Consider the following 26,167-nt stretch of genomic DNA (forward strand, 5'->3'; position numbering starts at 1 on the left):
AGCTTTGAATTACTGATTTCAGAAACTTTGAGGGGAACTCCCCTCCTTATTTTCAAGGAGGGGTTGGGGGTGGTTTTTTAGTTTCTTGCATAAACTAAGTTTCTCTAAACCCGATTGAAGTGGAAAGCCTTTTTGCTGCAGGCGTTTGATAGGCTGAGACTGACCATCACAAAAAGCTTGCAACGAAAAGCGGGACTACAGTAACCGAAGAACTACTGAAACTGCTTTTCATACTTCAAATACGCTCAATATGACAATAAAATGTTTCGTGAAGACACGGACCATGGCGATTGAAATAATACAACATTCAAGTCTAAATACTTGATACTAAATACTTGATACAAATAAAATGTTACATCGTCCGAGAAGATTAAGGAAAAACCCGTTGGTTAGAGAGATGGTAGCCGAAACCCGACTATCGAAAGATATGTTTGTGTACCCTTATTTTGTGGTGCCAGGAACGAATGTTACGCATGCCATTGACGCTATGCCTGGTGTAAACCATTATTCGGTTGATACTTTGGTTAAAGATGTTGAGGCTGGAATGAAGAAAGGTTTGAATAAAATCATGCTTTTTGGTGTGGGCGATGAAAAATCTGCTGATGCAAAGTCTGCCTACCACGACCATTCGTTAGTACCTACAGCAGTTCGCGAATTGAAGAAGCAATTTGACGAAGATTTATATGTAGTTACAGATGTTTGCGTTTGTTCTTATACTACTCACGGACATTGCGGCATTATGGAAAACGATTACGTTCAGAATGATAAAACCGTTGATGTAATTGCGAAAATGGCCTTAACCCATGCGCAAGCGGGAGCAGATATGTTTGCGCCATCGGATATGATGGATGGCAGAATTGAAGCGATGCGTAATTTGCTGGACGAAAATGGTTTCGTAAATGCAGCGATTATGAGTCACGCTACGAAATTTGCCTCTGCTTATTACGGACCATTTAGAGAAGCAGCAGATTGTGCGCCAAGTAAAGGCGATAGAAAGGCCTATCAAATGGATTTCAGAAATCCTTTGGAAGCTTTGCGTGAAGCACAATTAGATGAACAAGAAGGAGCTGATGTTTTGATGGTAAAACCAGGTTTAGCTTATCTGGATATTATTCAGCGGTTGAAACAAGATACCAATTTGCCTATTGCAGTTTATAATGTTTCGGGCGAATACTCGATGGTTAAAGCGGCTGCAGAACGTGGCTGGATTGACGAACAAAAAGTTGTAATGGAAACCATGCATGCTTTTGCAAGAGCAGGGGCAAGTATTATTACCACTTACCACATTAAAGATATTTTAAATAACGATTGGATGTAAGAAAGGTTTGAGGTAAAAGGTATAAGGTAAAAGGTTTTCAGACCATCGCCCTAAACCCTAGGCCTCTAAGCCCTAAACCTTAATAAAAATGTTAGATTCATTAAAGAAAATGTTTTCAGGCAACGAGGCCGATATTCCTTTAAATACTGGAAGTAAACCTGATATTTCGAGGGTAAAATCTGCGGAATTGTACGAGAAATCAAAAACGTATTTTCCGGGTGGCGTAAATTCGCCAGTTAGGGCGTTTAAATCGGTTTATGGTACGCCACTTTTTATCGAAAAAGGAGATGGTTGTTATATTTGGGATGCAGATGGAAACCAGTTTATTGATTTCTGTGGAAGTTGGGGACCGCTGATTTTAGGTCATAACAACCCTAAAATTAGGGAGAAAGTTACCGAGGTGATGCAAAATGGCATGAGTTTCGGTGCGCCAACAGCTTTAGAAAATGAACTGGCAGAATTGATTATTAAAAACAATCGTTTTGTAGAGAAAATTCGTTTCACAAGCTCTGGTACAGAGGCAGTTATGTCGGCGATTCGTTTAGCAAGAGGATTTACCGGTAAAGATAAAATTATCAAGTTTGAGGGTTGTTACCACGGTCATAGCGATTCTCTTTTGGTTAAAGCGGGTTCGGGTTTGGTTACTTTTGGTGAAACTTCTTCGGCTGGTGTTCCAAAATCTTTTGCTGAGGAAACCATTGTAATTCCATTGAATGATACGGCTGCAATTGAACAGGCTTTTGCGCAGTTTAAAGACCAGGTTGCTGCGGTAATTATAGAGGGTATCCCCGCCAATAACGGATTGATTTTACAAGATGAAGAATATATCAAATTCTTAAGTAAAATTACTCAGGATAATGGTGCATTGTTAATCTTTGATGAGGTTATAACGGGTTTTCGTGTAGGTTTTGAAGGTGCTGCAGCTTACTATGGCATCACGCCTGATATTGTAACTTACGGAAAGATTATTGGTGGTGGTTTGCCAGTTGGTATGTACGGTGCGAGAGCCGAAATTATGGCGCATATTTCGCCTGATGGTGGTGTTTATCAAGCAGGTACATTATCTGGAAATCCGGTAGCCATGGCAGCTGGTATTGCAACGTTAACGGAATTGAATAAGTCGAGTTTTTACAAAGACTTAAACAATAAGACACAAGATTTCGTAGCAAGTATTCAACGTTTCGCAACAGCCAGAAATTATAAATTTAAGGTGTTTACAGTTGGTTCTATATTTTGGTTTGCCTTTACGGATAAGGATAAGATTCAATCGGCTGATGATATTGATGCGAGCAGCATGGAAAAATTTAAAGTGATGCACCGTGAATTGTTAAACCGTGGTATTTATTTGGGTCCATCGGGTTATGAAGTTGGTTTTGTATCTTCCGCACATACGAAAATAGAACTGGAGAAAGCAAAAAGAGCAATTTTTGAAGCGCTGGATTTGGTGTTTAAGAAGTAGGTAGGAAACAAAGATAAAGGAACAAAGAATAAGGATTGCGTTCTTGGCAAAGGATTATAAAACTGTGAGGGGAGCTCCCCTCCTTATTTTCAAGGAGGGGTGGGGGTGGTTTTTAAGTTTATAGCGTACTCCCCTTAGATTCCCTAAACCCGATTGAAGTAGAAATATTTTTTGTTGCAGGTCTTCGACAGGCTCAGACTGATAATAACAAAAAGGTTGCAACGAAAAGCGGGACTGAAATAACCAAAATGAACAGAAAATTGCTTTTCAAAATAATATAATTTAGTGTTTAAGGAATAAATGTTTAAATCATCGAATCACGAAAATCCTGGTAAAGACAAATGAAAAAATCAATTATCATATTTTACGCGTTGTTGCTTTACGCTTTAATTCAGCTTATTTCATGGGGTACTTTGGTGGTGCGTTTGCAACCCAGCCGCATGACGATGATTATGGGCGAGGGTTCTGTGTTTTTATTTTTGCTTTGCATTGGCGGTTACTTTCTGCATCAAGCGTTAAAACGAGACGATAAATTTAGGGAGCAACAGCAGAATTTCTTGATGTCGATAACACATGAATTAAAATCGCCTTTGGCTGCAATAAAACTTTCTATCCAAACCATTGTTAAAAGAGATTTAGATAAAGCCCGTCAAACATCGTTGTTAACGAATTCTTTAAAGGATATTGAACGTTTGGATGACTTGGTGGAAAATATGTTGCTAGCAACCAAGATTGAAAATCGGTCATACACATTTCCTAAAGAGGAATTTAATTTTTCGGAATTGGTTTATAGAATTACCGATAGATTGCAGGTTCATTCTTGCGGTAACGAGCAGTTGATTAATGCTCAAATTCAGCCAAATTTGCAGTTAATGGGTGACAAGTTTGCCTTATCGTCAGTTGTGACGAATTTGATTGAAAATGCGGTAAAGTATTCGAGCCCTTGTGATGAGATAAATGTGGCATTGGATATGGTTGATGGGCATATTCGCCTAAGTGTAATTGATAAGGGGCCAGGTATTTCGGATGCCGAAAAAATGTTGATATTTGATAAGTTTTACCGCGTTGGTAATGAGAATGTCAGGAAAGCGAAAGGAACAGGTTTAGGCTTGTTTATTGTGAAAGAGGTTTTACAATACCATGATGCAGATATTACAGTAAAAGACAATTTGCCTCAAGGAAGTATTTTTGAAGTAACATTTAGTTAATCTCAATTATGTCACAAAAATTAAGAATTCTATTGGTAGAAGACGAGGACCACTTGTTAGATGCTATCAAATTAAACCTAGAACTGGAAGGTTATAAAGTTCACGCCGTTAAAGATGGCAAAACCGCTCTTAAAGTTTTTAAAGAAGAACGCTTTAATCTAATTGTTTTAGATGTAATGTTGCCTGAAATGGATGGTTTCCAGGTTTGTGAAACAATCCGTTTAGAGAATGCAGAAGTTCCGATTATGTTTTTAACAGCTAAAAACACATCAGAAGATCGTGTTTTAGGTTTGAAAAAAGGGGCTGATGATTATTTAGTTAAACCTTTCAACTTAGAGGAGTTAATTCTTCGTGTTGGAATTTTAGTTAAACGCAGTTTAAAATCCGACGATTTAAAAGAATTAAATTCATACAAAATCGGCGATAAAACTATTTATTTTAATTCTTTTGAATTGAAACATGATGATGGTACAATTACGCCATTAACGAAGAAAGAAACGATGTTGTTAAAGCTTTTAATTGAGCGTAAGAATGATGCAGTTTCTCGTGAACAAATTTTGGAAACGGTTTGGAATTACGATGTTTATCCATCAACCAGAACGATTGATAACTTCATTTTAACGTTCCGTAAGTATTTCGAACCAGACCAGAAAAATCCTATGTACTTTCACTCTATTCGTGGTGTTGGTTATAAATTTACTGATATCCATTAATGTATAACAGTATCGGCAGGTATGCCTTAATGGCTGTTTTTATCGTTGCTACGCTAGTTTGTATCTTCTTTAATCAGTATGAACTTGCAGCAGTTTCAGGCTTCTTATTTGGTTTTGTAGTTTGGAGTCACATCAGGCACGGTTCTGTTTTAATGGCTTCAAAGTATTTTAAAAATAACGAGTTTGCAAAAGCAAAGCTGATGCTTGCCGAAGTTCCTAATCCTGAGCGTTTATCAAAAAACAGGAGAGGGTACTACGAATTTATGCAAGGTAATATTGCATTAAAAGAAGAGGATTACGATAGAGCTGAATATCATTTTCAATTGGCAAGTCGCTTTCCTGTTGGTGGTAAAACCCAAAAAGGTTACGTTTTAATACATTTGGCAAATCTCGCTTTGCGAAAAAAGGATAAAGAGAAAGCCGAAGCTTATACAAAAATTGCAAAGGAACTTGCAGATACAGAACGTTCAAAAGATATTATTGTTAAAATAGAAAGAGAAATTAGCAAATTATAATATTCGTATTGTCATTTTGAATAACGAAGCACCAGTTTAGGAATAAAAAGGTACTTCGTTTTTTTTTTATTTATACCTTTGCGGAACTAAAAATTTTTTATCCACACGTCATCCTGAATTCATTTCAGGATGACGTGTGGATAAAAAGATGCTGAATTAAATTCAGCATGACGACTAAACGGGTACTAACAACAAATCATGAAGAATAATTTATTTTTAGACGCAGCATTTTCAAAACAAACAGAACGTCCACCAGTTTGGATGATGCGTCAGGCAGGTCGTTTTATGCCACAATATTGGGAAATTAAAAACAAATACTCTTTTTTAGAGATGTGTAAAACTCCTGACATTGCTGCTGATGTAACGATGTTGCCTGTTGATTTGTTAGATATTGATGCTGCAATTCTATTCTGCGATATTTTGGTAACTGGTGAGGCTATGGGTGGTGATTTGAGCTTTACTCAAGGTGTTGGGCCAAAGTTTGCAAACCCTGTTCGTAATGCTCAGGATATTGAAAACTTAAATGTTGATTGCTTAGATGAATTGCAGTATGTTGCTGATGCGATTAAAGTGATTCAACAACGTTTGGATAATCGTATTCCTTTAATTGGTTTTGCTGGGGCACCTTTCACGGTAATGAGCTATTTAATTGAAGGAGGTTCATCAAAAGATTTTAAATTAACCAAGCTTTTTATTCATAATCAACCAGAATTGGCGCATAAACTTTTGGCTAAAATTGCAAAAGTTACCGCCGATTATTTAAACTTACAAATTGCTGCTGGTGTAAATGCAGTTCAAATTTTTGATAGTTGGGCATTAGCTTTATCTTGGAATGATTATCAGGAATTCTCTCACCGTTATATTCAGGAAATCATTGCAAACTTAAATAGAAAAGACATTCCGGTAATTTCTTTCTGCAAAGGAAGTTCGGTTTTTGCACCTATAATGGCAGAAGCAAAACCTGATGTAATTTCAGTTGATTGGAATGCAGATTTACTGAACATTAAAAATGCTTTGCCAAAGGGAATTGCAGTACAGGGAAATTTAGACCCACATATTTTATATGCTGATAAAGCGGTAATCAAAGCGCAGATTCATAAATTATTTGAGCGTATGCATGGAACTGAAGGTTTTATCTTCAATTTAGGTCATGGTATAATGCCAGATATTCCTTTTGATAATGTGAAATATGCAATTGATGTGGTTAAGGAGTTTAGGTATTAAGCTCATTTGCCAACGGCTTAAAATTAATTATATTTGAATATGGAAACATTAATTATTGATATTCCTGAAAGCAAAAGTACTTTAGTTAAGAGCTTGCTTAAAGAGCTTGGTGTTACTATCCATAAAAAGAGCACTAAGAAAGTTAGTGCTCCAAATAAACTTACTCGCAAAACGATTGAAGATGCCCATAAAGGGATTGGTATTGGGGAGCCAATAAAAGATATAAAATCATTTCTTGGTTCTATATAATGTTTACTTTAAGACCTACCAACCAATTCAAAAAGGATGCAAAGAAAGTAATCAAAAGAGCATCTAAAAATTTAGAATTAATTGAAAATTTCTTAGTAAAACTACAATTTAGCGGTGCAGCAGGCATCGAAAAAAAATATTTCCCTCACAAACTCACTGGAAACTACAAGGATAATTGGGAGGCTCATATTAAACCTGATTTACTGATTATTTGGTTTGATATAACAAATGAGAATGAGATAATTCTTTTAAGATTAGGTACTCATTCTGATTTATTTTAGTTATAACATTATTTCGTTGACATCTAATGATAGAAACTCTTCAACCCTATTACTATTACTTTCTTGCTGTACACATTGTATTTGTAATTAGCTGGATGGCAGGATTATTCTATATTTTAAGCCTTTTTATTTATCACACTGAGGCTAACGAAAAGCCCGAGCCTGAAAAAACGATTCTAGTCAATCAGTTTGTAAAGATGGAAGCTACCTTATGGAAAATTATCTGCGCCCCTGCCATGATAATTTCTGTTTTGGCAGGTATTTCTATGCTTACTTTACACCCAAGTTTGCTGCAAGCTGATTGGATGCATGTAAAACTTGGCTTCGTTATTGGATTGATTATTTATCATTTTATTTGCCAAAACATTGTTAAGCAACTTAAAAATAATCAATTTAAAATGTCGAGTTTTCAATTGCGCTTATGGCGTGAGCTGGCTACCATTTTTATGATTGCCATTGTTTTTGTAGTGATTTTAAAAAATGCGTTAAACTGGATTTATGGTTTAATTGGCATTATGGGCGTTGCGATGGCGATAATGATTGCGGTGAAGCTGTATAAAAATTATCGCAATAAGCAGAAAGACTAAAGCAGAAAGCTCAAAGAATAGCATTTAAGCTAAATTACTTTTTTTGCGGGGTTGATGAGACCTTTTTGTTCTCCTTGAGTAAACTTGTATATATTTCTTGATACTTGGTACTTGCTGCTTATAGTTTATGAAAAAACTATCCTAAATTTGAGCGATAAAAACCAAGCTCATGTTTATAACCCCAGGTTTAAAAAAAACCTTATTCTTTATATCTTTTCTTTTTACTACATATTTTGCTTCGGCACAGTTTAATCAGGCAGCTTTAGAAAACAGGGTTCGCCCAGATAGTAGCTTAACCAACGAGGTTCACTTTAACTTTTACAATTTTAATTATGTTCGTAATTATGAGTATACCAATGACTTTCACGATGGTTATACGTTATACGGAACGCAGTTGCAACCACAAGTCGTTTATTATGCCCATCCGAATTTGGCGATTACCGCTGGAGCGTTTATCCGTAAAGATTTTGGAAGAAACGGAATTACGGATGCCAAGCCCTTATTTAACTTAAAGTATCATAAAAGAAATTTAACCCTGATTTTTGGAAGTTTAGAAGGTGGAATTCAACACAGATATATAGAGCCGCTTTATGATTTTGAAAGAACCATAACGAATCCAATTGAATATGGAACGCAATTATTGGTAAATCGCAAGAGATTTAATTTGGATGCCTGGATTGCCTGGCAAAAAATGATTGAAAAAGGCGAAGCGGCAAAGGAAGAAATTGTTGGTGGTTTATCTACCGAAACCACAATTGCTGAAAATAATGGCTGGAAATTTAGTTTTCCCGCACAGTTTTTAGCTTTTCACCAAGGCGGACAAATTGATGTTTTAAAGGAAATTCCGATTAGTACAGTTTTTAACGGTGCAGCCGGATTGAAATTGCATAAAGAAATTAATAGCAATATTAAAGAGGTTTACACGGATAATTATATTGCAGTTTACAAAGATTTATCGCCTGATAAAAGAAGAGCTTATCAAGGTGGTTTTGGAATGTGGCTAAACGCTGGTGTTGAAAGTAAATGGGGCAGTTTGGTTGCTTCCTATTGGAAGGGCAATAACTTCATTTCGATTAAAGGAATGCCTTTGTATGAATCGGTTTCGAGTAATTTATATACTAACGGATTAAAGCAAAGCGGCAGGAATATTGTTTCGTTACGATATGCTTATCAAAAGGAACTGATTCCTAATTTGTATTTGGATGTCCGTTTTGAGCCACATATTGATTTGGATAATACAGATAAGCAGTTGCAGTTTAATCATTCATTTTTCTTGACTTACAAACAGGATTTCAAATTGTTTAAGGTTAAGAAAGCTGATAGGTAAAGGGTGAAAATTAATTGCATTAGTGAGCCGTCAGCTGAAGCAGACGGACATGAAATGGATGATGCAGATAACCTAATTAGTTAATTCAAAAAGCCAAATTGTTGCAATTACCCAGAAATATAAATTAATATCGTTCCCGTTTTTTAAATATCGCCATTCTTTGCCATTGGCTTCAGCCAACGGATTAAGCAAATTGCGTTTGGCTTCAGCCAAATTAAGTCCTTTGTAACCCCTCAGTTTGAAAAACTGGACCAATTTTACAAACCCGATAAAAGTGGAAATACTTTTTGTTTGCTGGTCTTCGACAGGTTTACACTGACCAGTCGCAAAAAGATTGGAACGGTTAGCGGGACTAACTTTTAAAAAATGCATCTGCCATTGCTTTCCAAATCAAAAAATAATATCTTTCTTGAAGAAAATATTTAATTTATCTATCTGATAATCAATGTAAAACAAATTATTTTAACTTTTTTTAACACCTTATGCAACCAAAGTTTGTAATCTGCCATCTACTATATACAAACACACAATGAAATTGACGCGAAGCTATACGATAAACGATTTGATGGAGGGCTGCAAAGCTGGCGACCGGAAGATGCAGGAGCTGCTTTACAAGCAAACGGCATCGAAAATGTTGGCCGTTTGTATGCGTTACGCTAAAGATAGAATGGAGGCCGAAGATGTATTGCAGATGGGATACATCAAGGTTTTTCAGAAGATTAAGGAATACAGAGGCGATGGCTCTTTTGAGGGTTGGATTAGAAGAGTAATGGTAAATACGGCCATTGAAAGTTACCGCAAAAATTTGCGCAGCTTAAATGTGGTGGAGATAGATGAGGCTTATGAACAACCATCTACCGGATTTGATTTTGGTACTTTGGGTATGCAGGATTTAATGAAAGCGATACAAAAACTGGCCGACGGTTATAGAATGGTTTTCAATATGTATGTAATTGAGGGTTATTCGCATAAGGAAATTGGAGAAACTTTAGGTATCTCGGAAGGCGCTAGTAAATCTCAACTTTCGAGAGCACGAGCGATTTTAAAAGAAGAAATTATAAAAATGGAGGGATTTGGTTATGCAACCTATACAGGATAAGGATTTTGACAAGTTATTTAAAAACGCTTTTGAAGATGCTGAAATTGCACCATCTAGAGATTTGTGGAGCAGCATTGAAAGCGAAATTGAACCTAAGAAAAAAAGGATAATTCCGATTTATTGGTTATCGGCCGCGGCGGTTTTATTAATTGCAACAGTTGGCATTTTGGTTTACCAACAGCAAGATGTTAAACCAAAACAATACGCCAACAATGTTAAATTTAAAGCTGAAACTCCGGTTTTGGTTGAAGATACAAAGATTGATACATCGGTTTCAATAGTAAAACCAGTTGAGAAATTAAAACAAGCTTTACCAATAAGTGCTAAGCCAGTTACAACTTTAGCTAAAACTAAGGCAAAAGAGGAAACTAAGATTGTAGAAAAACAAAGAGTGGTTAATGCATTTGAAGTTCAAAAACAAGAACAGATGATTGCTAAAGTTGAGGAGCCTCAAAAGGATATTAAAACGAAAATTGAAGAAGCCATTTTACAGCCCAAACAAGAAACTGTAATTGCGGCAAACCCTATTATTATTAAAACTGATGATGTTGAGAATGATAATAATCAGGCTGAAAATAAAGGCATTAGGAATGTCGGGGATGTGGTAAACTTGATTGTAAACAAGGTGGATAAGAGGAAAGATAAGTTTATCCAATTCCGTACAGATGATGATGATTCTTCACTTTCATCTATAAATATTGGTCCTTTTAAAATTGGTAAAAAGAAAAAATAAGGCAGGATTTACAGGATTCTGGATTTAAATACTAAGCATTAAAAATTCAATCATTCAAAACTCACTCATTCAATAATAAACACACAAAATATGAAACGTTTAATTTTTACAGCACTTATGGTAAGCGGACTTGCCGGTGTTATAGCTCCAGGTGCTTTTGCACAACAAGATTCGGTTAAGAAAGATAAAAGAGATATTAACTTGGGTATGGTAAAATTTACCAGAGGCGGAAAGGATAGCTCAGCAGTAGCTGCCAAACCGGGTCGTTTTGTAGGCGGAATTACTTTTACAAGGGTTGATTTAGGTTTCTCTAGATTGATTGATAACGGAGATTTTAACCTTTCGCCCAACAACGAATTTTTAGATTACAAGGGCGGTAAAACAAGCACTTTCTCTTTTGATATCTTGCAATTTGGCTATCGCTTTAATTCAAATTTTAAGGTATATGTAGCAGGTGGTTTCGACTGGACTTTAATAAGATTGAGAAAAGATATTACAATAGCAAAAAACTCAAACGAATTTGTTTATACAGAACAACCTGTTAATTTTTCTAAAAATCGTTTCTCAAGCAGTTATGTACACATTCCTTTAAACTTTGAGTTTCGTACAAAGGAAAACGGCAAAGGCAAAAGATTTTACTTTGTAGTTGGACCAGAAGTAAGCTTCCTATTAAATGGAAAAATTAAACAGGTAAGTGATGAAAGAGGAAAAGAAAAACAATACGATAGCTACCATTTTCAAGCCGTTCGTTACGGAGGTACAGTTAGGTTTGGTTATGGCGGTTTAGGTTTATTCACCAAATATTATTTCAACGATATGTTTACTACAGCACAACAAGCTGGCTTGAAAAACATGAGCTTCGGTGTAACCTTTGGCTTAAATTAAAATATAACACACACAAAATGTTAAATCCTGTTTCGGTTAGGCGAAACAGGATTTTTTTGTTCAAAAGATTTTACTTTAAGCTTTAGTCTTTCTGCTTTAAGCTTTATATTTACCCCGTGAGCGATACCATAATCAGTGTAAAAAATCTAACGAAACAATATCAGGCCGAGCAAGCTGGTGGAATAAAAAACATTAGTTTTGATATTAACAGAGGTGATGTTGTAGCCATTATCGGTGAAAGCGGTAGTGGAAAATCAACCTTGTTAAAATCTATTTATGGTTTATTAAAAACCGATGAAGGCGAAATCTTCTTTGAAGATAAGCGTGTTTTAGGTCCTGATGAACAGTTAATTCCCGGGCACAAACAAATGAAAATGGTTACCCAGGATTTTTCATTGAATATCTATGCCAAGGTTTACGATAACATTGCCTCGCAGCTTTCTAATACTGATTTAAAAACCAAAGCTGAAAAGACTTTGGCAATAATGGAACACCTGCGTATCCTTCCTTTACAAAATAAAAAGATTATTGAGTTAAGCGGTGGCGAGCAACAGAGAGTAGCAATCGCTAAAGCGATGGTTGCCGATACAAAGGTTTTACTGTTGGATGAACCATTTAGTCAGGTTGATGCCTTGTTGAAAAACCAATTGAGAGCCGATATAAAGCGTGTTGCTGCAGAAACTGGCGTCACGGTTATACTGGTTTCTCACGACCCTGCAGATGGCTTATTTCTGGCCGACCAGTTATTGATTTTAAGGAATGGTGAACTCTTGCAAACAGGTAAGCCGTCAGAAATTTATCAACACCCTAAACATATTTATACTGCACAAATTTTGGGCAATGCGATAGTTTTAACTCGTGGCGATGCTGAAAAATTAGGTTTGAAAACCTTTGCGGCCAATGTGGTTTTTTATCCCGAATGGGCAGAAATAAATAACAATTGGAGCAGCAGGCGTTTCGAAGTAAAAGATGTTTATTATAAAGGTTTTTATGATGAATTATTGCTGGAAAGAAATGGCGTAACCGTTCGGGCTTTGCAGTTGAATAGGGGCGAGCATAAAAAAAACGACCACGTTCAATTGAACATTAGTCGTTTTTTAGAGTTTTAGTATAATTTTTTAATCGGCAGATGATGCAATTAATACAATTCTTGCACCAATGCTAGCTGTTGGTCTAACAGGTAATGTATTTCTATTATTATTAAATTGAAGGTAAACCCTTATCCTACCAGGAAATGAACTATAGCTGTAAGAATCAGTTCCATAAGTAAAGGGCAAAGCGTCATAGCCATCATCATTAAACCTTGCAAATGATAAAATTATGCCATCATCTTCATATTGCTCGATTCTGTTATCCATGATGTCTATGTAATAATAAAGTCCATTTGCATCACTTCCAGAAAGCCATTGGTTTGGTTGAATCGTTTTATAAAGCGTGATATTTGGAGTATTCTGAACAATAGTGTCCTTTTTGCAAGATGCCAAACCTAGTGTGACGATGCAAATCATTAAAATAGTGAGCTTTTTCATGTTGATTTGTGTTTAATTTGTGTGTGCTTTGCATAATACAAAACAACTGCCAAAAATTCTGAATCACACAATGTGGATTAATAATTGTTTATCTAATACGACACAACATCGAAATTTGATTTAATAGTTTTTAACAATGAGAATAATATTTAGAGTTTTACCTTGGTTAATTTTACTGGTTGCAGGCTACTTTTTTATATCGAAAAAGTTTAGCATCAACACCTCAGTTGAAAGCAAACATCAGCTTTTGGTAGAGAAAATTGAGGCTATTGGTAAATTGGAACTTGTTCGCTATCAAATTAGTGATGTATTGGAGCATAAAAATAAAACTGATTTTCTACCCGAAGCCAGTGTTTTATTAATTGTAAAAGCAGAAGCTGTTGGTTGTATCGACCTTACAAAAATTACCAGAGATGATATCGAAATTGTTGCAGATACGGCTGTAGTAAATTTACCACAACCCGAAATTTGTTATGTAAAAATCGACCACAAAAACTCTCGTGTGTACGATACAAAAATGGCTTTTTTCCGCGAGGCAGGATTAGTTGATGAAGCGTACAAAGCCGCTGAAAAACACGTTGCTGCTGAAGTTAAGAAATCAGATATTTTAGCACAGACAAAGAAAAATGCCTCAAATGTATTGAAGCCACTTATTCAGGGTTTAGGTTACGAAAACGTAAGATTGACTTTTGAATAATGTATTTTACCACCTAAGACACTTAAGAAAACTTTAAACCTCACGTTTTGAAATTCTCTTAAGTGGTGTAAAATTATTTCAAAAAATCCTGACGATGTGGATTAAACACATCGATTAGCAAACCATCTTCTAAGCAAACCACGCCATGAAAAACCATGGTTGGCGCAAAGAAAACATCGCCCTCGGTAAGGATTTTCTTATCATCGCCCATGGTTACTTCAAAACTACCTTTTGCAACGTAGCTGAGTTGTAAATGTGGATGGTTGTGAACGCTACCAATGGCGCCTTTATCAAACGCAACTTTAACCAACATTAATTTATCATCGTAAGCCATTATTTTGCGTTTTACACCCGCACCCAAATCTTCCCAATCGATATCGTTATCTGTAATTAGTGTTTTGTTAGTTAAATCTTTGAAATTCATTGTTTAATATGGGGTATGTCATGTTGAGCTTGTCGAAACGCATCTGCCGTCCTTCGACAAGCTCAGGATGACAAGTGCATAAAAATGCTTAATATTCTTTGCGAAAAACTTCGTGTCCTTTGCGGTTAACAAAGCTTAAACCAAATACTCAAATAAAGTCTGGTCCTGATTCAGCTCGATAATCTCGAATTTAAAATCTTTCATGCGTTGCAATAAACTTGCATAATCCTCCTTATTCGTCAGCTCGATGCCAACCAAAGCAGGTCCATTTTCTTTATTCGTTTTTTTAATGAACTCGAAACGCGTAATATCATCATGAGGGCCTAAAACCTCATTCACAAATAACTTTAAAGCACCCGGTCGCTGCGGAAAACGAACGATAAAGTAATGTTTCAAACCCTCAAAAAGCAAAGATTTTTCTTTGATTTCCTGCATGCGCTCGATGTCATTATTGCCACCACTTACCACACACACAATATTTTTGCCTACAATTTGGTCTTTAACTTGTTCTAAAGCTGCAACAGACAAAGCTCCCGCAGGTTCTACTACAATCGCATCCTCATTATAAAGTTTTAAAATCGTGGTACAAATTTGCCCTTCCGGAATTAAATAAGTCGAGCTTAGCAACTCCTTACAATATTGATAGGTAATCCATCCCATTCTTTTAACGGCAGCACCATCTACAAAACGTTCAATATTTTCAACCGTAATTGGCCCACCGTTTTTTAAAGCTTCGCTTAACGATGGCGCACCCATTGGCTCTACACCAAAAATTTTCACATCGGGTTTTACCGTTTGCAAATAAGCACTCACACCCGAAGCCAAACCGCCACCACCAACAGGTACCACAATGGCATCTAAATCTGGTAAATCTTCAAAAATTTCCATTGCAACGGTTGCCTGTCCTTCAATCACTTTCTCATCATCAAAAGGCGGAATAAATGTCGATGATTTTTCTTCAGAATAAATTAAAGCTTCTTTCAGGCAATCATCAAAAGTATCACCAACCAAAACAATTTCTATGTTCTCGCCACCGAACATATTTACTTGCTTAATCTTTTGTTTAGGTGTGATCTCAGGCATAAAAATTACACCTTTAATGTTCAGTTTTTTACAAGAATAAGCTACACCTTGCGCATGGTTACCTGCACTGGCGCAAACAATTCCATTTTTTAAAGCATCAGTGTGCAGTGCGCTTATTTTGTTGTAAGCACCACGCAATTTGTACGAACGAACAATTTGTAAATCCTCTCTTTTGAGGTAAATATTGGCATTGTACTTTAGCGATAATCCTGCGTTAAACTCCAATGGCGTACGTTTTACTACGCCTGCAAGGTTTTTAAAAGCGCTTTCAAAATCGAAAGTGTTTTTTATTGTGTCGTTCATTTTTTTAGTATCAAGTAGTGAGAATCAAGTATCAAGAATTGAATCACTTTTAATCTTTTGAAAAGCAGGTTCCTGTACTTTTCGGTTAATTTAGTCCTGCTATTCGTTGCAATATTTTTTAAACATCTGTCATGCTTCAAATGTCGTCATTGCGAGCAGGAACAATGCGGCAATCTTTCTGGTACGGATAACAAAAAATATTTCCACTGCTATCAGGTTTAATGCACCTACTTCGTTGCAAGGCATGAAGTAATCCTTTCTAAAAAAGGTTGCTTCCCCGAAATAGTGCAACAAGCTGTGCCTCGCAATTATAAAGGTCTTAATCTTTGGTTTTTAGTCTTTAATCTTTAACCTCACTAAGCCAAATGCAAAGCAACCAATTGATTTAAATCATTATCGTTAATGCCTTGTTTGCTATCGGCTAAAATTAAAAATTGCTTGTAAACGATGTCCAATTCTTCCTTTTCCAATTTATGGCTCAAACGGTCTAAATGGTGTTTCAAAGCTGCTCTGCCGCTTCTTGCTGTCAATACAATTGTTGCATCCGGGAAACCAACATCTTCAGGTTTAATAATTTCGTAGTTTTCACGGTTTTTTAAGAAACCATCCTGATGAATACCCGAGCTGTGCGAAAATGCATTTCCACCAACAATTGCCTTGTTCGGTTGAACAGGCATATTCATTTGGTTTCTCACCATGTGGCTCATTTCATAAAAACGAGTGGTATCAATTTGCGTGTTTAAGCCCAACGATTTATGTGTTTTCATAATCATCACCACCTCTTCCATTGATGTATTACCTGCACGCTCGCCAATACCATTTATGGTACATTCTACCTGACGGGCACCGTTCTGTAAGCCAGCAATAGAGTTTGCCGTAGCCAAACCTAAATCGTTGTGGCAGTGTACCGAGATAATGGCATTATCAATATTTTTAACATTTTCTTTCAAAAATAAAATCTTCGAACCGTATTGGCCTGGTAAGCAATAACCGTTTGTATCTGGAATATTTACAACCGTTGCACCAGCCGCAATTACCGCTTCAACCATTTTGGCTAAAAACTCGATATCGGCTCTGCCTGCATCTTCTGCGTAAAACTCAACATCTTCTACATACTTTTTGGCATATTTTACCGCATCAACGGCACGTGCTAAAATATCTTCGCGTGTGCTGTTAAATTTATGTTTAATGTGAAAATCTGATGCACCAATACCAGTATGAATACGTGGTCTTTTGGCATAACGTAAAGCATCGGCAGCTACATCAATATCATTTTTGTTAGCACGCGTTAAGGCGCAAATAATAGGATGATTTACTGCTTTCGATAACTCAATAACGCTGTTAAAATCACCTGGACTTGAAACTGGAAAGCCAGCTTCAATCACGTCAACACCTAAAAGCTCAAGTGATTTAGCGATTTCTACTTTTTGGTTTGTATCTAATTGGCAGCCTGGAACCTGCTCACCATCGCGTAAGGTGGTGTCGAAAATATAAACTTTGTTCGGGTCGTGAATCATAATCTTGTGTTTAGGAGTTGACTAATTTTTGTGATAAGAATTTTAAAACCAACTTGCCCATTTCGGCTGTGCCTAAAACTTTAAATCGGTTGGTGGTTTGGTCGGCAATATCATGCGTTCTAAAGCCTTCTTTTAAAACGGCATCAACAGTATCAACCAATAATTTTGCTTCGTCTTTTAAGCCGAATCCAATTTCGAGCATTAAAGCTGCAGAAAGGATAGAGGCGAGCGGGTTTGCTAAATCTTTACCTGTAATATCATGCGCCGAACCGTGGATAGGCTCGAAGAAACCTGTACTTTCGCCAACTGAAGCCGAAGCAAGCATACCCATAGAACCTGCAATTTGTGAAGCCTCATCGGTAAGGATATCGCCAAACAAATTAGCCGTTAAAACCACATCAAATTTCTTTGGATTTTTGATTAACTGCATCGCAGCATTATCGATAAACATGTGCTCCGTTTCTACATCAGGATATTGTTTAGCAATTTCCTGAACGGTTTCACGCCATAAGCGAGAACTTTCTAAAACGTTGGCTTTATCTACCGAACACAACCTTTTACTACGTTGCTGTGCCGCTTGGTAAGCTTTATGCGCAATACGTTCAACTTCGTAGCGGTGGTAAATCATCAAATCAGAAGCGGTATTTCTATCTTCAGAACGCGATTTTTCGCCAAAGTAAACATCACCAGTTAACTCACGGAAAAACAAAATATCAGTTCCCCTTAAAATTTCGGGTTTAATGCTTGATGCCTGAAGAAGTTCATCAAATAGTAATATCGGACGTAGATTGGCAAACAAACCCAGTTCCTTGCGTATTTTTAATAAACCTTGCTCTGGTCTAACTTTCAAACTTGGGTCATTATCGTATTTGGCATGACCAATTGCACCAAACAGGATAGCATCGCTTTTTCTGGCTTTTTCTAATGTTTCATCAGGTAGTGGTTCGCCGGTAACTTCAATTGCCGCATGACCCATCAGAGCTTCATCAAACTCAAATTCATGTCCAAAAATCTCAGCAATTTTTTCTAATGCCGCTTTTCCCCATGTGGTTACTTCGGGTCCGATACCATCTCCAGGTATTACTAAAATGTTCTTCTTCATTGTCGACTTCTATTGTTCCTTAGCTAATCATTTGCCACGGAAACTCGGAATTGGGGAAAAATTGATTCCGTGTATTCGGTGTTTCCTTGGCAATTTTGCTTTAGCCTGGTATTTCTATATTTAAACTTTCAACGACTTTTACCTCGCCTTTTTCTAATAATATTCTTTTTTCAATGCAGGTTGGCAGCTGCGATTCAAAATGGCCAACATAAATTAAGGTCATTCCGTTGCTGCACAGCTCGTCAATTAGTTGATTAAAATGCTGTGTTTGCTGTTGGTCTAAACCCTGGCATGGTTCATCCAGAATTAACAATTCAGGATTTTTAATTATCGTTCTCGCTAACAAAACCAAACGTTGCTTGCCCAATGGGAGTGAGGTTAATAAGTCATTTTTCGATGCCGTTAAACCAAAATATTCAACCAATTCGTCAACTTGCTGGCTTTTGGTGTAAGGTAATTGTTGAAATAACCCAACCGTATCATAAAAACCTGAGGCAATACTTTGCCAAACCGTTGCAGTTGCATCAAAATACCAATGAAACTCTGGCGAGATTAAACCAATATGTTGTTTTATATCCCAAATGCTTTCTCCGCTTCCACGTCTGTTGCCAAATAAATAAAGCTCGTTGGCGTAAGATTGCGGATGGTCGCCATTGATCAAACTCAACAAAGTTGATTTACCCGAACCGTTATGACCTTGCAACAGCCATTTTTCGCCTGCTTTAACTTCCCAATTAATGTTTTTAAGCACTTGTTTTTCGCCATAGCTGATGTTTACATCAACCATTTTAACGATATTTTCGGATGAATAAACTGGCGATTCCTTTAAAAAATCTGGAATTTCTCTAAGTTGTTTTTCGTCAGAAACTGAGCTGATTTTTTTGGAATCAGAAACTGAAATTTGTCCGTTTCTTATCTCCGCAAAACGATTAATAGATTCTGGAAATTCATCTTCATTAGAAATTAAAATCAATTGAACGCCACTTGCTGAAGCATCATCCAACAAAATATTTAAATTTTTTCTTGATGCAGCATCTAGTCCTGTGTAGGGTTGGTCGATAATTAGCAGCTGCGGTTTTAACCACAATGCTTTAACCAATTGTAATTTTTTGTGTTCTCCGCTTGATAACTCTATCAGTTGAGAGCTCGCGAATGATGAAAAATTTAAGGCTTCTAAAATCTGTTCAACTTTATCTAAATGCAGTTTTTTTTCTTTGCCATAGCTTACCAATTCTGCATGTACAGTTAAGGTATCTTTCGCCTGCTGACTGGTGTAGCGCTGCTGATAATAAAAATTAGCAACACCCTCCAGGTTTTTAAATTGATACCAGCTTTCTACGAATAAAACTTCGGCAGGTAAGTTGTTTTCTTTGAAATTGATTTTTACATTGCCAATTGCACTTTGTAAACCCGCTATTATTTTGGCTAAGGAGGTTTTTCCACTTCCGCTTTCGCCAAATAAAACATATTGCTCACCAGTATTTATAGTCCAGTTCAAATCCTTTAGCACCGATTTTTGTTGGTGCTTTAGGTTTAAATTTTGAATACTGACGAAACTTTCTTTCATGGTTTCCTACGGTTTGATTAAACAGATTTTTTTATTGTTGAGATTGCTTCGTACCTCGCAATGACGAGTGTGTTAGCTTTTCTCAAATTCCTCAATCAATCCTTTTTGTGCTAAAATGAAATCGATATCATCGTAACCATTAATCAAACAAGATTTTTTGTAAGGATTAATTTCAAAAGATTCAGTCCCACCTAAATCCTCCCCAGTAGGGAGGATTTGCCCTTCAAGCGTAACCGTTTGGTTTTCTAAATCGACGGTTAAATTTGTTTTCGGGCTTGCTTCTATAGCAGTAAAAATTTGCTTTAAAAATTCTTCGCTCACCTGTATAGGAAGTAAACCATTATTTAATGCATTTCCTTTAAAAATATCGGCAAAGAAACTGCTGATAACTGCGTCAAAGCCTGCATCCTGAATGGCCCATGCGGCATGCTCACGACTGCTTCCGCAACCAAAATTTTTACCAGCAACTAAAATTTGTCCGCTGTAGGTTGGGTTGTTCATTACAAATTCTGGCTTTGGTGTATTGTCGCCATTGTAACGCCAATCGCGGAACAAATTCTCTCCAAAACCTTCACGGGTAGTCGCTTTCAAAAACCTCGCAGGGATAATCTGGTCGGTATCGATGTTTTCTATATTTAACGGCACAACTGCCGATGTTAATTTTGTGAACTTTTTCATTGTATTAGTATCATGTAGTGAGTATCAAGTATCAAGACTGTTGTCTTTATTCTTTGCTCCTTGTTCTTTTATCTTTTAAATGCTTTCACTCTTAGCCTTCTGTAATCTGCAACCCATTCTCCGTTGATGAAATAATTAGGTTTCAGTAGTTCAACAGCTAAATTTGTAATCGATTCAGCTTGTTCATTATTTAGGTTTTTAAAGGCATGTTGTGCAAATTGGTTTATCCAAACATACATACCTTCTTCGCCGATTAATTTTGTTGGTCGGTCGAATAACCAGGCTTGCTCCACTTCAAAACCTTTCGATTCCAGGAGTGATGTATATTCACTAATGGATGGGAAGAACCAATAATCTAGAATTACCTTATCAGCAAGACCTAATTTTTCTGCAGCAGTTTGTATCGCATCAGTAATGCCTTTCACATTGCCTTTGCCACCAAATTCTGCAACTAACCTTCCACCAGTTTTTAAGCTTTTAAACAATCCCTCAGTTAAAGCTTCCTGGTTTTCAATCCAATGGAAAGTAGCATTGCTGAAAATTGCATCGAAGTTTTGGTTGTAAGGAAGTTGAGTTCCATCAACAACTTCAAAGTTTAAGTTTGGATAAGCTGCTTTTGCATTCGCCACCATATCTGCTGATGCATCGGTTCCTAAAACTTCGGCACCACTTTCGGCAATTTGCGCAGCCAGCTGTCCAGTTCCGCACCCCACATCTAAAATGTATTCATTGGCTTTTGGCGCTAACCATTGCAAAACATCTGCTCCATAATTAGATACGAAGTGATGTTGCTTGTCGTATAATGTTGCATCCCAAACTATTTCTGGCATTTTTACTTGTTTTTTGACCAAGATTTACATGATTTGAGGATTTTAAGATTAATTTGCAATGCGATAATCAATCATCCAATCATTTTATCTCAATCCTTTATTTATAAATTTGTCGTCATTGCGAGGAACGAAGCAATCTAATTAGCAGAGATTGCTTCGTTCCTCGCAATGACGAGTGGGTTAAGAATTCGTTATCTTTATTCTTTGCTCCTTCATCTTTGCTCCTCTATATTGCTCCTTTATACCTGCTCTTCTGTCAACATCTCCCTCACATCCGTAATCACACCGGTTACAGCAGCAGCGGCAGCCGTTAACGGACTCGCCAATAATGTTCTTGCATTTTGTCCTTGTCTTCCTTCAAAATTTCTGTTCGATGTAGAAACGCAATATTTTCCAGCTGGAATTTTATCCTCATTCATACCCAAACAAGCGCTGCAACCTGGTTCACGAAGTTGAAAACCTGCAGCTTCAAAAATTTTATCCAAACCTTCGTTTTTAGCTTGTAACTCTACTTGTTTAGAGCCTGGCACAATCCAAACGGTAACATTATCCGCTTTGCGTTTATCTTTCACAAAATCCGCAACTTCGCGTAAATCTTCAATACGAGAATTGGTACAACTTCCGATGAAAACATAATCAACTGGCTTGCCTATTAAAGAAGCATCATCATCAAAACCCATGTAATCCAATGCTTTTTGATAAGAAAGCTTTTCCTTTTCAGGTTGTGCATTGGTAGCAGGAATATTTTCCTGGATACCCATTCCCATTCCTGGGTTGGTGCCATAAGTAATCATTGGGGCAATATCTTCTGCTTTGAAAGTTAAAACACTATCAAATTTTGCATCAGCATCGCTGTATAAAGTTTTCCAGTAGGCCAAAGCTTTATCCCATTCTTCACCCTTTGGCGCAAATTCTCTACCCTTAATATAATCAAAAGTGATTTGGTCTGGAGCGATTAGGCCGCCTCTCGCACCCATTTCGATACTCATGTTGCAAATCGTCATTCGAGCTTCCATGCTCAAACTCTCTATTGCCGAACCCGCATATTCAATGAAATATCCGGTTCCACCTGCAGCAGAAATCTGAGCGATGATGTAAAGGATAATGTCTTTTGCACCAACACCTTTTCCAAGCTCACCATTCACCTCAATTTTCATGGTTTTAGGTTTCGATTGCAATAAACATTGCGTTGCGAAAACCTGCTCTACCTGCGATGTTCCGATACCGAAAGCAATTGCACCAAAAGCGCCATGTGTAGAAGTGTGGCTATCACCACAAACCATTGTTTTTCCTGGTAGGGTAATACCCAACTCAGGGCCGATTACGTGTACAATGCCTTGAAACGGGTGACCTAAACCATAAAGTTCGATGCCAAATTCAGCACAATTTTTAGTAAGCATATCCACCTGGTAGCGAGAAAGCTCTTCTTTAATGGGCTGTAATTGGTTTAAAGTTGGCACATTATGGTCGGCTGTTGCCACCGTTTGCTTCGGACGAAAAACTGGCAAACCTCTTTTGCGCAAACCATCAAAAGCTTGCGGTGAGGTTACCTCGTGTATTAAGTGTGTATCAATGTATAAAATATCAGGAAATCCTTCTTCACTTTTTACAACGTGTGCATCCCAAATTTTTTCTACTAATGTTTTTGACATTTTATTATGTATTTAATGTTGTCAGTCTGAACTTGTCGAAGATTTTTTACGAATAAAAAGAATTCCTTCGACAAGCTCAGGATGACATTCTTTTTATTCTATGCAGTTTTAATTGCCTTCATTGCTGTCATCGCTTTGCGTAAAGTAGCACCAATTTGTTCTACCTCGTGCGAGCGGATAGCCTCGTTAATATCAATTAACTTTCTGTTATCAACAGCGCCATCTTTGCCATCATTAAAGTTTTTACCCACTAAATCAGTATCTACTTTTTTCATAAAATCAGCTAGTAATGGCTTACAAGCCTGGTCGAATAAATAACAACCGTACTCAGCGGTATCAGAAATTACACGGTTCATTTCGAATAATTTTTTACGGGCGATGGTGTTCGCAATTAGCGGCGTTTCGTGTAAGGATTCGTAGTATGCGGATTCTGGTTTAATACCCGCCTGAACCATTGTTTCGAAAGCCAGTTCAACACCCGCACGTACGAAAGCAACCATTAACGTATAATTATCAAAGTACTCTTGCTCGCCAATTTTAACATCACCAGCAGGCGTTTTTTCAAAAGCAGTTTCACCAGTTTCAGCTCTCCATTTTAATAGGTTTTTATCGCCATTAGCCCAATCTTCCATCATGGTACGGCTAAATTCGCCACTCATAATATCGTCCTGGTGTTTTTGAAATAACGGACGCATAATGTCTTTCAATTCTTCCGAAATTTCGAAGGCTTTAATTTTAGCTACATTGCTCAAACGGTCCATCATTGCCGTAATACCACCTTGCTTTAAAGCTTCGGTAATAACCTCAACACCGTATTGAACCAATTTAGAAGCATAGCCTGCATCGATTCCTTTTTCTACCATTTTATCAAAAGATAGGATAGAACCTGTTTGCAATAAACCACAAAGAATGGTTTGCTCGCCCATTAAATCAGATTTAACCTCAGCCACGAAAGATGATTTTAAAACGCCAGCTCTGTGACCACCAGTACCCACGCAATACGCTTTAGCCTGTGCTAAACCTTTACCTTGAGGGTCGTTTTCTGGGTGCACAGCAATTAAAGTTGGTACGCCGAAACCACGCACATATTCTGCTCTAACTTCGCTACCCGGACATTTTGGGGCCACCATAATTACCGTTAAATCTTTACGGATTTGCATACCTTCTTCCACAATGTTGAAACCATGAGAGTACAATAAAGTAGCGCCATCTTTCATTAAAGGCATAATTGCATTCACAACAGCAGTATGTTGTTTATCTGGTGTAAGGTTAATTACCACATCAGCAGTAGGAATTAATTCTTCGTAAGTACCAACTGTAAAGTTGTTTTCGGTTGCATTTTTCCAGCTGTCTCTTTTGCCTTCAATCGCCTCTTTGCGCAACGTGTAGCTTACATCTAAACCACTATCTCTTAAATTTAAACCTTGATTTAAGCCTTGTGCGCCGCAACCTACAATTACCAGTTTTTTGCCTTTTAATGCGCTAATGCCATCTAAAAATTCGTTGCTGTCCATGAAATCGCAAACACCAAGCTGGTTTAATTTTTCTCTAAGAGGTAATGTGTTAAAATAATTTGACATCGTTTTTATTGGTTAATTTCTATTTATTTATCGGTTCTTTTATTAGGATTCTCTGGATTTTAGGATTTTTAAGATACTCGTCTCCATTTTATTCGTCTTATTAATTTTGCAATTGTTCGTGTATTCCACCGCCATGGTTCGTGTCTCCACGAAACATTTTTACTGTTCTTTTTTTTGGAAAAGCAAGTTTCTGTGCTTTTCGGTTATTTCAGTCCCGCTTTTCGTTGCAATCTTTTTTAACTCCTGTCATTCTGAGGAACGAAGAATCTGTTTCATCTGTTGCAGATGCTTCGTGCCTCAGCATGACAGATTATTCAAGGTTGCTGCTACAAAAGTATTATCACTTCAATCGGGTAGAAAACTTCTGTTCAGTGTTCAAAACCCTCATTCATTTTCCATCCCACATCTTCCATCACTTAAACAAGCTTTCTCAAAGCCAAGGCATAACCCAAATGCAGGTTATCATGGCCGATGGTTGTTGTTAAAACTTCTTCAATACTATTTATTTCTGCACCATAAGTAGCAGTTGAGTAGGGCGTAATCGAAATAAACTTTCCATTCGCATAATCTTCCTCTATCTTCTTAATGCTATCTAAGGCAATGTTTTTCAATTCAGCAACCTCTTCGGTAGAAACTAAATAAGTCGGTTTAGTGTCTTTCTTATAACTCTCCACAAATTTAACTGAGCTGGCATTTTCTAAAATTCCAGTTCTGACGTAGCAAAGTGTTTGCGTGCTCACCACAATATGACCAAAATTCCAGATAATGTTGTTGTTAAAGCCCTCAGGAATTTTATTCAATTGCTCGTTGCTTAAACCATCGATTAATTGAATAAAGGCCTTTCTCGAGTTAATTATAAATTCAAATACTTGTTTCATTATTATATGTTCTAGGTGGTATGTTGTAGGTTATACGTTTTTACAGCAACGTAAAACGTACTACTTAAAACTTACAACTTATGCCTACATCGTAAATATCTTCTCACCCTTATCTAAAAATTCATTTTCAACCAGTTCTTCTCCAGGTTCGAAGGCTTCAAATTCTTTTAATTTTTCGTGGAAACCGGCACTGTCTTTAATAATCGCAACTCTAGCCGAACGCACAAATTCAATCAATTCATAAGGCTCTAAAGCTTTTACTAAAGCATCGGTTTCTTCTCTGTGACCCGTTACAGCGAAAACGGTATAATCTTTACGAATTACAACTGCACTTGCACCATATTGTCTTAACAATCTTTCTACAGTTACTTTCTCTGCAATCTCATCAGTTGATACCTTGTAAAGTGCCAATTCCTGCCAGATAATTTCCTCGTTCGTATTAAAATATACTTTCAAAACTTCCACTTGCTTTTCAATCTGACGTGCAAGTTTGCGCACCACATCGTAGCTTTCAGTAATCACAATATTAAAGCGGTGAATCCCGTCAATTTCTGATGGAGAAGTATTTAAGCTCTCGATGTTGATTTTTCTCTTCGAGAAGATAATCGCAATCCTATTTAATAAACCGATACGATTTTCAGCATAAACCGTAATGGTGTATTCTTGCTTACCTTCAAAATCAGCTTTTGTTATTTTATGTTCTAATGTATTTTCAGTACTCATGTTTTT

At 37.0% G+C, this 26,167-nt stretch carries 28 protein-coding genes; 15 read left to right on the top strand and 13 right to left on the bottom strand.

Translation table 11 applies throughout. The features are described 5' to 3' along the window. Window positions 1-349 precede the first annotated feature (349 nt). The 10 genes from hemB to QWY86_RS04285 all read left to right on the top strand — a co-directional run bounded on the left by hemB (window position 350) and on the right by QWY86_RS04285 (window position 8,881). Entirely contained in the window at window positions 350-1,318 is a 969-nt protein-coding gene (gene hemB / locus QWY86_RS04240) for a porphobilinogen synthase (protein WP_290239116.1), read from the top strand. Window positions 1,319-1,406: 88 nt separating this feature from the next. After that, complete coding sequence (gene hemL, locus QWY86_RS04245; RefSeq protein WP_290239118.1) at window positions 1,407-2,777, top strand: glutamate-1-semialdehyde 2,1-aminomutase; 1,371 nt, start codon at window positions 1,407-1,409, stop codon at window positions 2,775-2,777. A gap of 341 nt (window positions 2,778-3,118) precedes the next feature. Continuing rightward, window positions 3,119-3,985 carry a sensor histidine kinase gene (locus QWY86_RS04250; protein WP_290239120.1) on the top strand — a complete coding sequence of 289 codons (867 nt, stop codon included), beginning with the start codon at window positions 3,119-3,121 and terminating at the stop codon, window positions 3,983-3,985. An 8-nt stretch (window positions 3,986-3,993) separates the two neighbouring features. Beyond that, window positions 3,994-4,698: a response regulator transcription factor gene (locus QWY86_RS04255; protein WP_290239122.1), complete on the top strand. Its 705-nt coding sequence runs from the start codon at window positions 3,994-3,996 to the stop codon at window positions 4,696-4,698. Continuing rightward, window positions 4,698-5,213, top strand: coding sequence for a tetratricopeptide repeat protein (locus QWY86_RS04260; protein WP_290239124.1), 516 nt, complete (start codon window positions 4,698-4,700; stop codon window positions 5,211-5,213). The genes QWY86_RS04255 and QWY86_RS04260 overlap by 1 nt, the downstream gene beginning before the upstream one ends. A gap of 198 nt (window positions 5,214-5,411) precedes the next feature. Continuing rightward, window positions 5,412-6,437 (top strand): uroporphyrinogen decarboxylase, encoded by a 1,026-nt coding sequence (gene hemE, locus QWY86_RS04265; protein WP_290239126.1) that lies wholly within the window; start codon window positions 5,412-5,414, stop codon window positions 6,435-6,437. Between the two features lie 39 nt (window positions 6,438-6,476). Then, window positions 6,477-6,686 carry a hypothetical protein gene (locus tag QWY86_RS04270; RefSeq protein WP_290239128.1) on the top strand — a complete coding sequence of 70 codons (210 nt, stop codon included), beginning with the start codon at window positions 6,477-6,479 and terminating at the stop codon, window positions 6,684-6,686. Beyond that, window positions 6,686-6,967 (top strand): type II toxin-antitoxin system RelE/ParE family toxin, encoded by a 282-nt coding sequence (locus QWY86_RS04275; protein WP_290239131.1) that lies wholly within the window; start codon window positions 6,686-6,688, stop codon window positions 6,965-6,967. Before QWY86_RS04270 ends, QWY86_RS04275 begins: the two co-directional genes overlap by 1 nt. A gap of 26 nt (window positions 6,968-6,993) precedes the next feature. After that, on the top strand, window positions 6,994-7,554 hold the full coding sequence (locus tag QWY86_RS04280) for a CopD family protein (protein ID WP_290239133.1): 561 nt from the start codon (window positions 6,994-6,996) through the stop codon (window positions 7,552-7,554). A 169-nt stretch (window positions 7,555-7,723) separates the two neighbouring features. Beyond that, entirely contained in the window at window positions 7,724-8,881 is a 1,158-nt protein-coding gene (locus QWY86_RS04285) for a lipid A deacylase (RefSeq protein WP_290239135.1), read from the top strand. Between the two features lie 72 nt (window positions 8,882-8,953). Here QWY86_RS04285 and QWY86_RS04290 read toward each other — a convergent pair whose 3' ends face one another. Beyond that, entirely contained in the window at window positions 8,954-9,253 is a 300-nt protein-coding gene (locus QWY86_RS04290) for a hypothetical protein (protein ID WP_290239138.1), read from the bottom strand. A gap of 157 nt (window positions 9,254-9,410) precedes the next feature. On the opposite strand from QWY86_RS04290, the gene QWY86_RS04295 reads away from it, so the two are divergent. The 4 genes from QWY86_RS04295 (at window position 9,411) to QWY86_RS04310 (ending at window position 12,707) form a co-directional block, all read left to right on the top strand. Further along, the gene (locus QWY86_RS04295) at window positions 9,411-9,980 is read left to right on the top strand and encodes an RNA polymerase sigma factor (RefSeq protein ID WP_290239140.1); all 570 of its coding nucleotides are present in this window, start codon (window positions 9,411-9,413) and stop codon (window positions 9,978-9,980) included. After that, entirely contained in the window at window positions 9,961-10,713 is a 753-nt protein-coding gene (locus tag QWY86_RS04300) for a hypothetical protein (protein WP_290239141.1), read from the top strand. Before QWY86_RS04295 ends, QWY86_RS04300 begins: the two co-directional genes overlap by 20 nt. Before the next feature lie 90 nt (window positions 10,714-10,803). After that, complete coding sequence (locus tag QWY86_RS04305) at window positions 10,804-11,598, top strand: outer membrane beta-barrel protein (protein WP_290239143.1); 795 nt, start codon at window positions 10,804-10,806, stop codon at window positions 11,596-11,598. Between the two features lie 116 nt (window positions 11,599-11,714). Further along, window positions 11,715-12,707: an ABC transporter ATP-binding protein gene (locus QWY86_RS04310; RefSeq protein ID WP_290239145.1), complete on the top strand. Its 993-nt coding sequence runs from the start codon at window positions 11,715-11,717 to the stop codon at window positions 12,705-12,707. A gap of 9 nt (window positions 12,708-12,716) precedes the next feature. Here QWY86_RS04310 and QWY86_RS04315 read toward each other — a convergent pair whose 3' ends face one another. Further along, window positions 12,717-13,127: a hypothetical protein gene (locus QWY86_RS04315; protein ID WP_290239146.1), complete on the bottom strand. Its 411-nt coding sequence runs from the start codon at window positions 13,125-13,127 to the stop codon at window positions 12,717-12,719. A gap of 136 nt (window positions 13,128-13,263) precedes the next feature. Between QWY86_RS04315 and QWY86_RS04320 the strand changes: the two genes are divergently transcribed. Then, window positions 13,264-13,824 (top strand): DUF4230 domain-containing protein, encoded by a 561-nt coding sequence (locus QWY86_RS04320; protein WP_290239148.1) that lies wholly within the window; start codon window positions 13,264-13,266, stop codon window positions 13,822-13,824. Between the two features lie 73 nt (window positions 13,825-13,897). Here QWY86_RS04320 and QWY86_RS04325 read toward each other — a convergent pair whose 3' ends face one another. From QWY86_RS04325 to ilvN, 11 genes are all read right to left on the bottom strand, one after another. Next, a complete protein-coding gene (locus tag QWY86_RS04325; protein WP_290239150.1) occupies window positions 13,898-14,248 on the bottom strand; it encodes a cupin domain-containing protein in 351 nt (116 codons plus the stop codon). A gap of 135 nt (window positions 14,249-14,383) precedes the next feature. Then, the gene (gene ilvA / locus QWY86_RS04330; protein WP_290239152.1) at window positions 14,384-15,634 is read right to left on the bottom strand and encodes a threonine ammonia-lyase IlvA; all 1,251 of its coding nucleotides are present in this window, start codon (window positions 15,632-15,634) and stop codon (window positions 14,384-14,386) included. Between the two features lie 356 nt (window positions 15,635-15,990). Continuing rightward, a complete protein-coding gene (locus QWY86_RS04335) occupies window positions 15,991-17,151 on the bottom strand; it encodes a 2-isopropylmalate synthase (RefSeq protein ID WP_290239153.1) in 1,161 nt (386 codons plus the stop codon). A 10-nt stretch (window positions 17,152-17,161) separates the two neighbouring features. Beyond that, window positions 17,162-18,253 carry a 3-isopropylmalate dehydrogenase gene (gene leuB, locus QWY86_RS04340; RefSeq protein WP_290239155.1) on the bottom strand — a complete coding sequence of 364 codons (1,092 nt, stop codon included), beginning with the start codon at window positions 18,251-18,253 and terminating at the stop codon, window positions 17,162-17,164. 100 nt (window positions 18,254-18,353) lie between these two features. After that, window positions 18,354-19,820, bottom strand: coding sequence for an ATP-binding cassette domain-containing protein (locus tag QWY86_RS04345; RefSeq protein ID WP_290239157.1), 1,467 nt, complete (start codon window positions 19,818-19,820; stop codon window positions 18,354-18,356). 72 nt (window positions 19,821-19,892) lie between these two features. After that, entirely contained in the window at window positions 19,893-20,498 is a 606-nt protein-coding gene (leuD, locus tag QWY86_RS04350) for a 3-isopropylmalate dehydratase small subunit (protein ID WP_290239159.1), read from the bottom strand. 68 nt (window positions 20,499-20,566) lie between these two features. After that, window positions 20,567-21,328: a class I SAM-dependent methyltransferase gene (locus QWY86_RS04355; RefSeq protein ID WP_290239162.1), complete on the bottom strand. Its 762-nt coding sequence runs from the start codon at window positions 21,326-21,328 to the stop codon at window positions 20,567-20,569. Between the two features lie 239 nt (window positions 21,329-21,567). Continuing rightward, window positions 21,568-22,980, bottom strand: coding sequence for a 3-isopropylmalate dehydratase large subunit (gene leuC, locus QWY86_RS04360; RefSeq protein ID WP_290239164.1), 1,413 nt, complete (start codon window positions 22,978-22,980; stop codon window positions 21,568-21,570). Window positions 22,981-23,078: 98 nt separating this feature from the next. Then, the gene (gene ilvC, locus QWY86_RS04365) at window positions 23,079-24,560 is read right to left on the bottom strand and encodes a ketol-acid reductoisomerase (RefSeq protein ID WP_290239165.1); all 1,482 of its coding nucleotides are present in this window, start codon (window positions 24,558-24,560) and stop codon (window positions 23,079-23,081) included. Between the two features lie 416 nt (window positions 24,561-24,976). Further along, window positions 24,977-25,438 (bottom strand): DinB family protein, encoded by a 462-nt coding sequence (locus tag QWY86_RS04370; protein ID WP_290239167.1) that lies wholly within the window; start codon window positions 25,436-25,438, stop codon window positions 24,977-24,979. Window positions 25,439-25,522: 84 nt separating this feature from the next. Then, window positions 25,523-26,161: an acetolactate synthase small subunit gene (gene ilvN, locus QWY86_RS04375; protein ID WP_290239169.1), complete on the bottom strand. Its 639-nt coding sequence runs from the start codon at window positions 26,159-26,161 to the stop codon at window positions 25,523-25,525. Window positions 26,162-26,167: the final 6 nt, after the last annotated feature.

Origin of the sequence: Pedobacter aquatilis (assembly GCF_030409415.1) — a bacterium.
Lineage (GTDB): Bacteria > Bacteroidota > Bacteroidia > Sphingobacteriales > Sphingobacteriaceae > Pedobacter > Pedobacter aquatilis.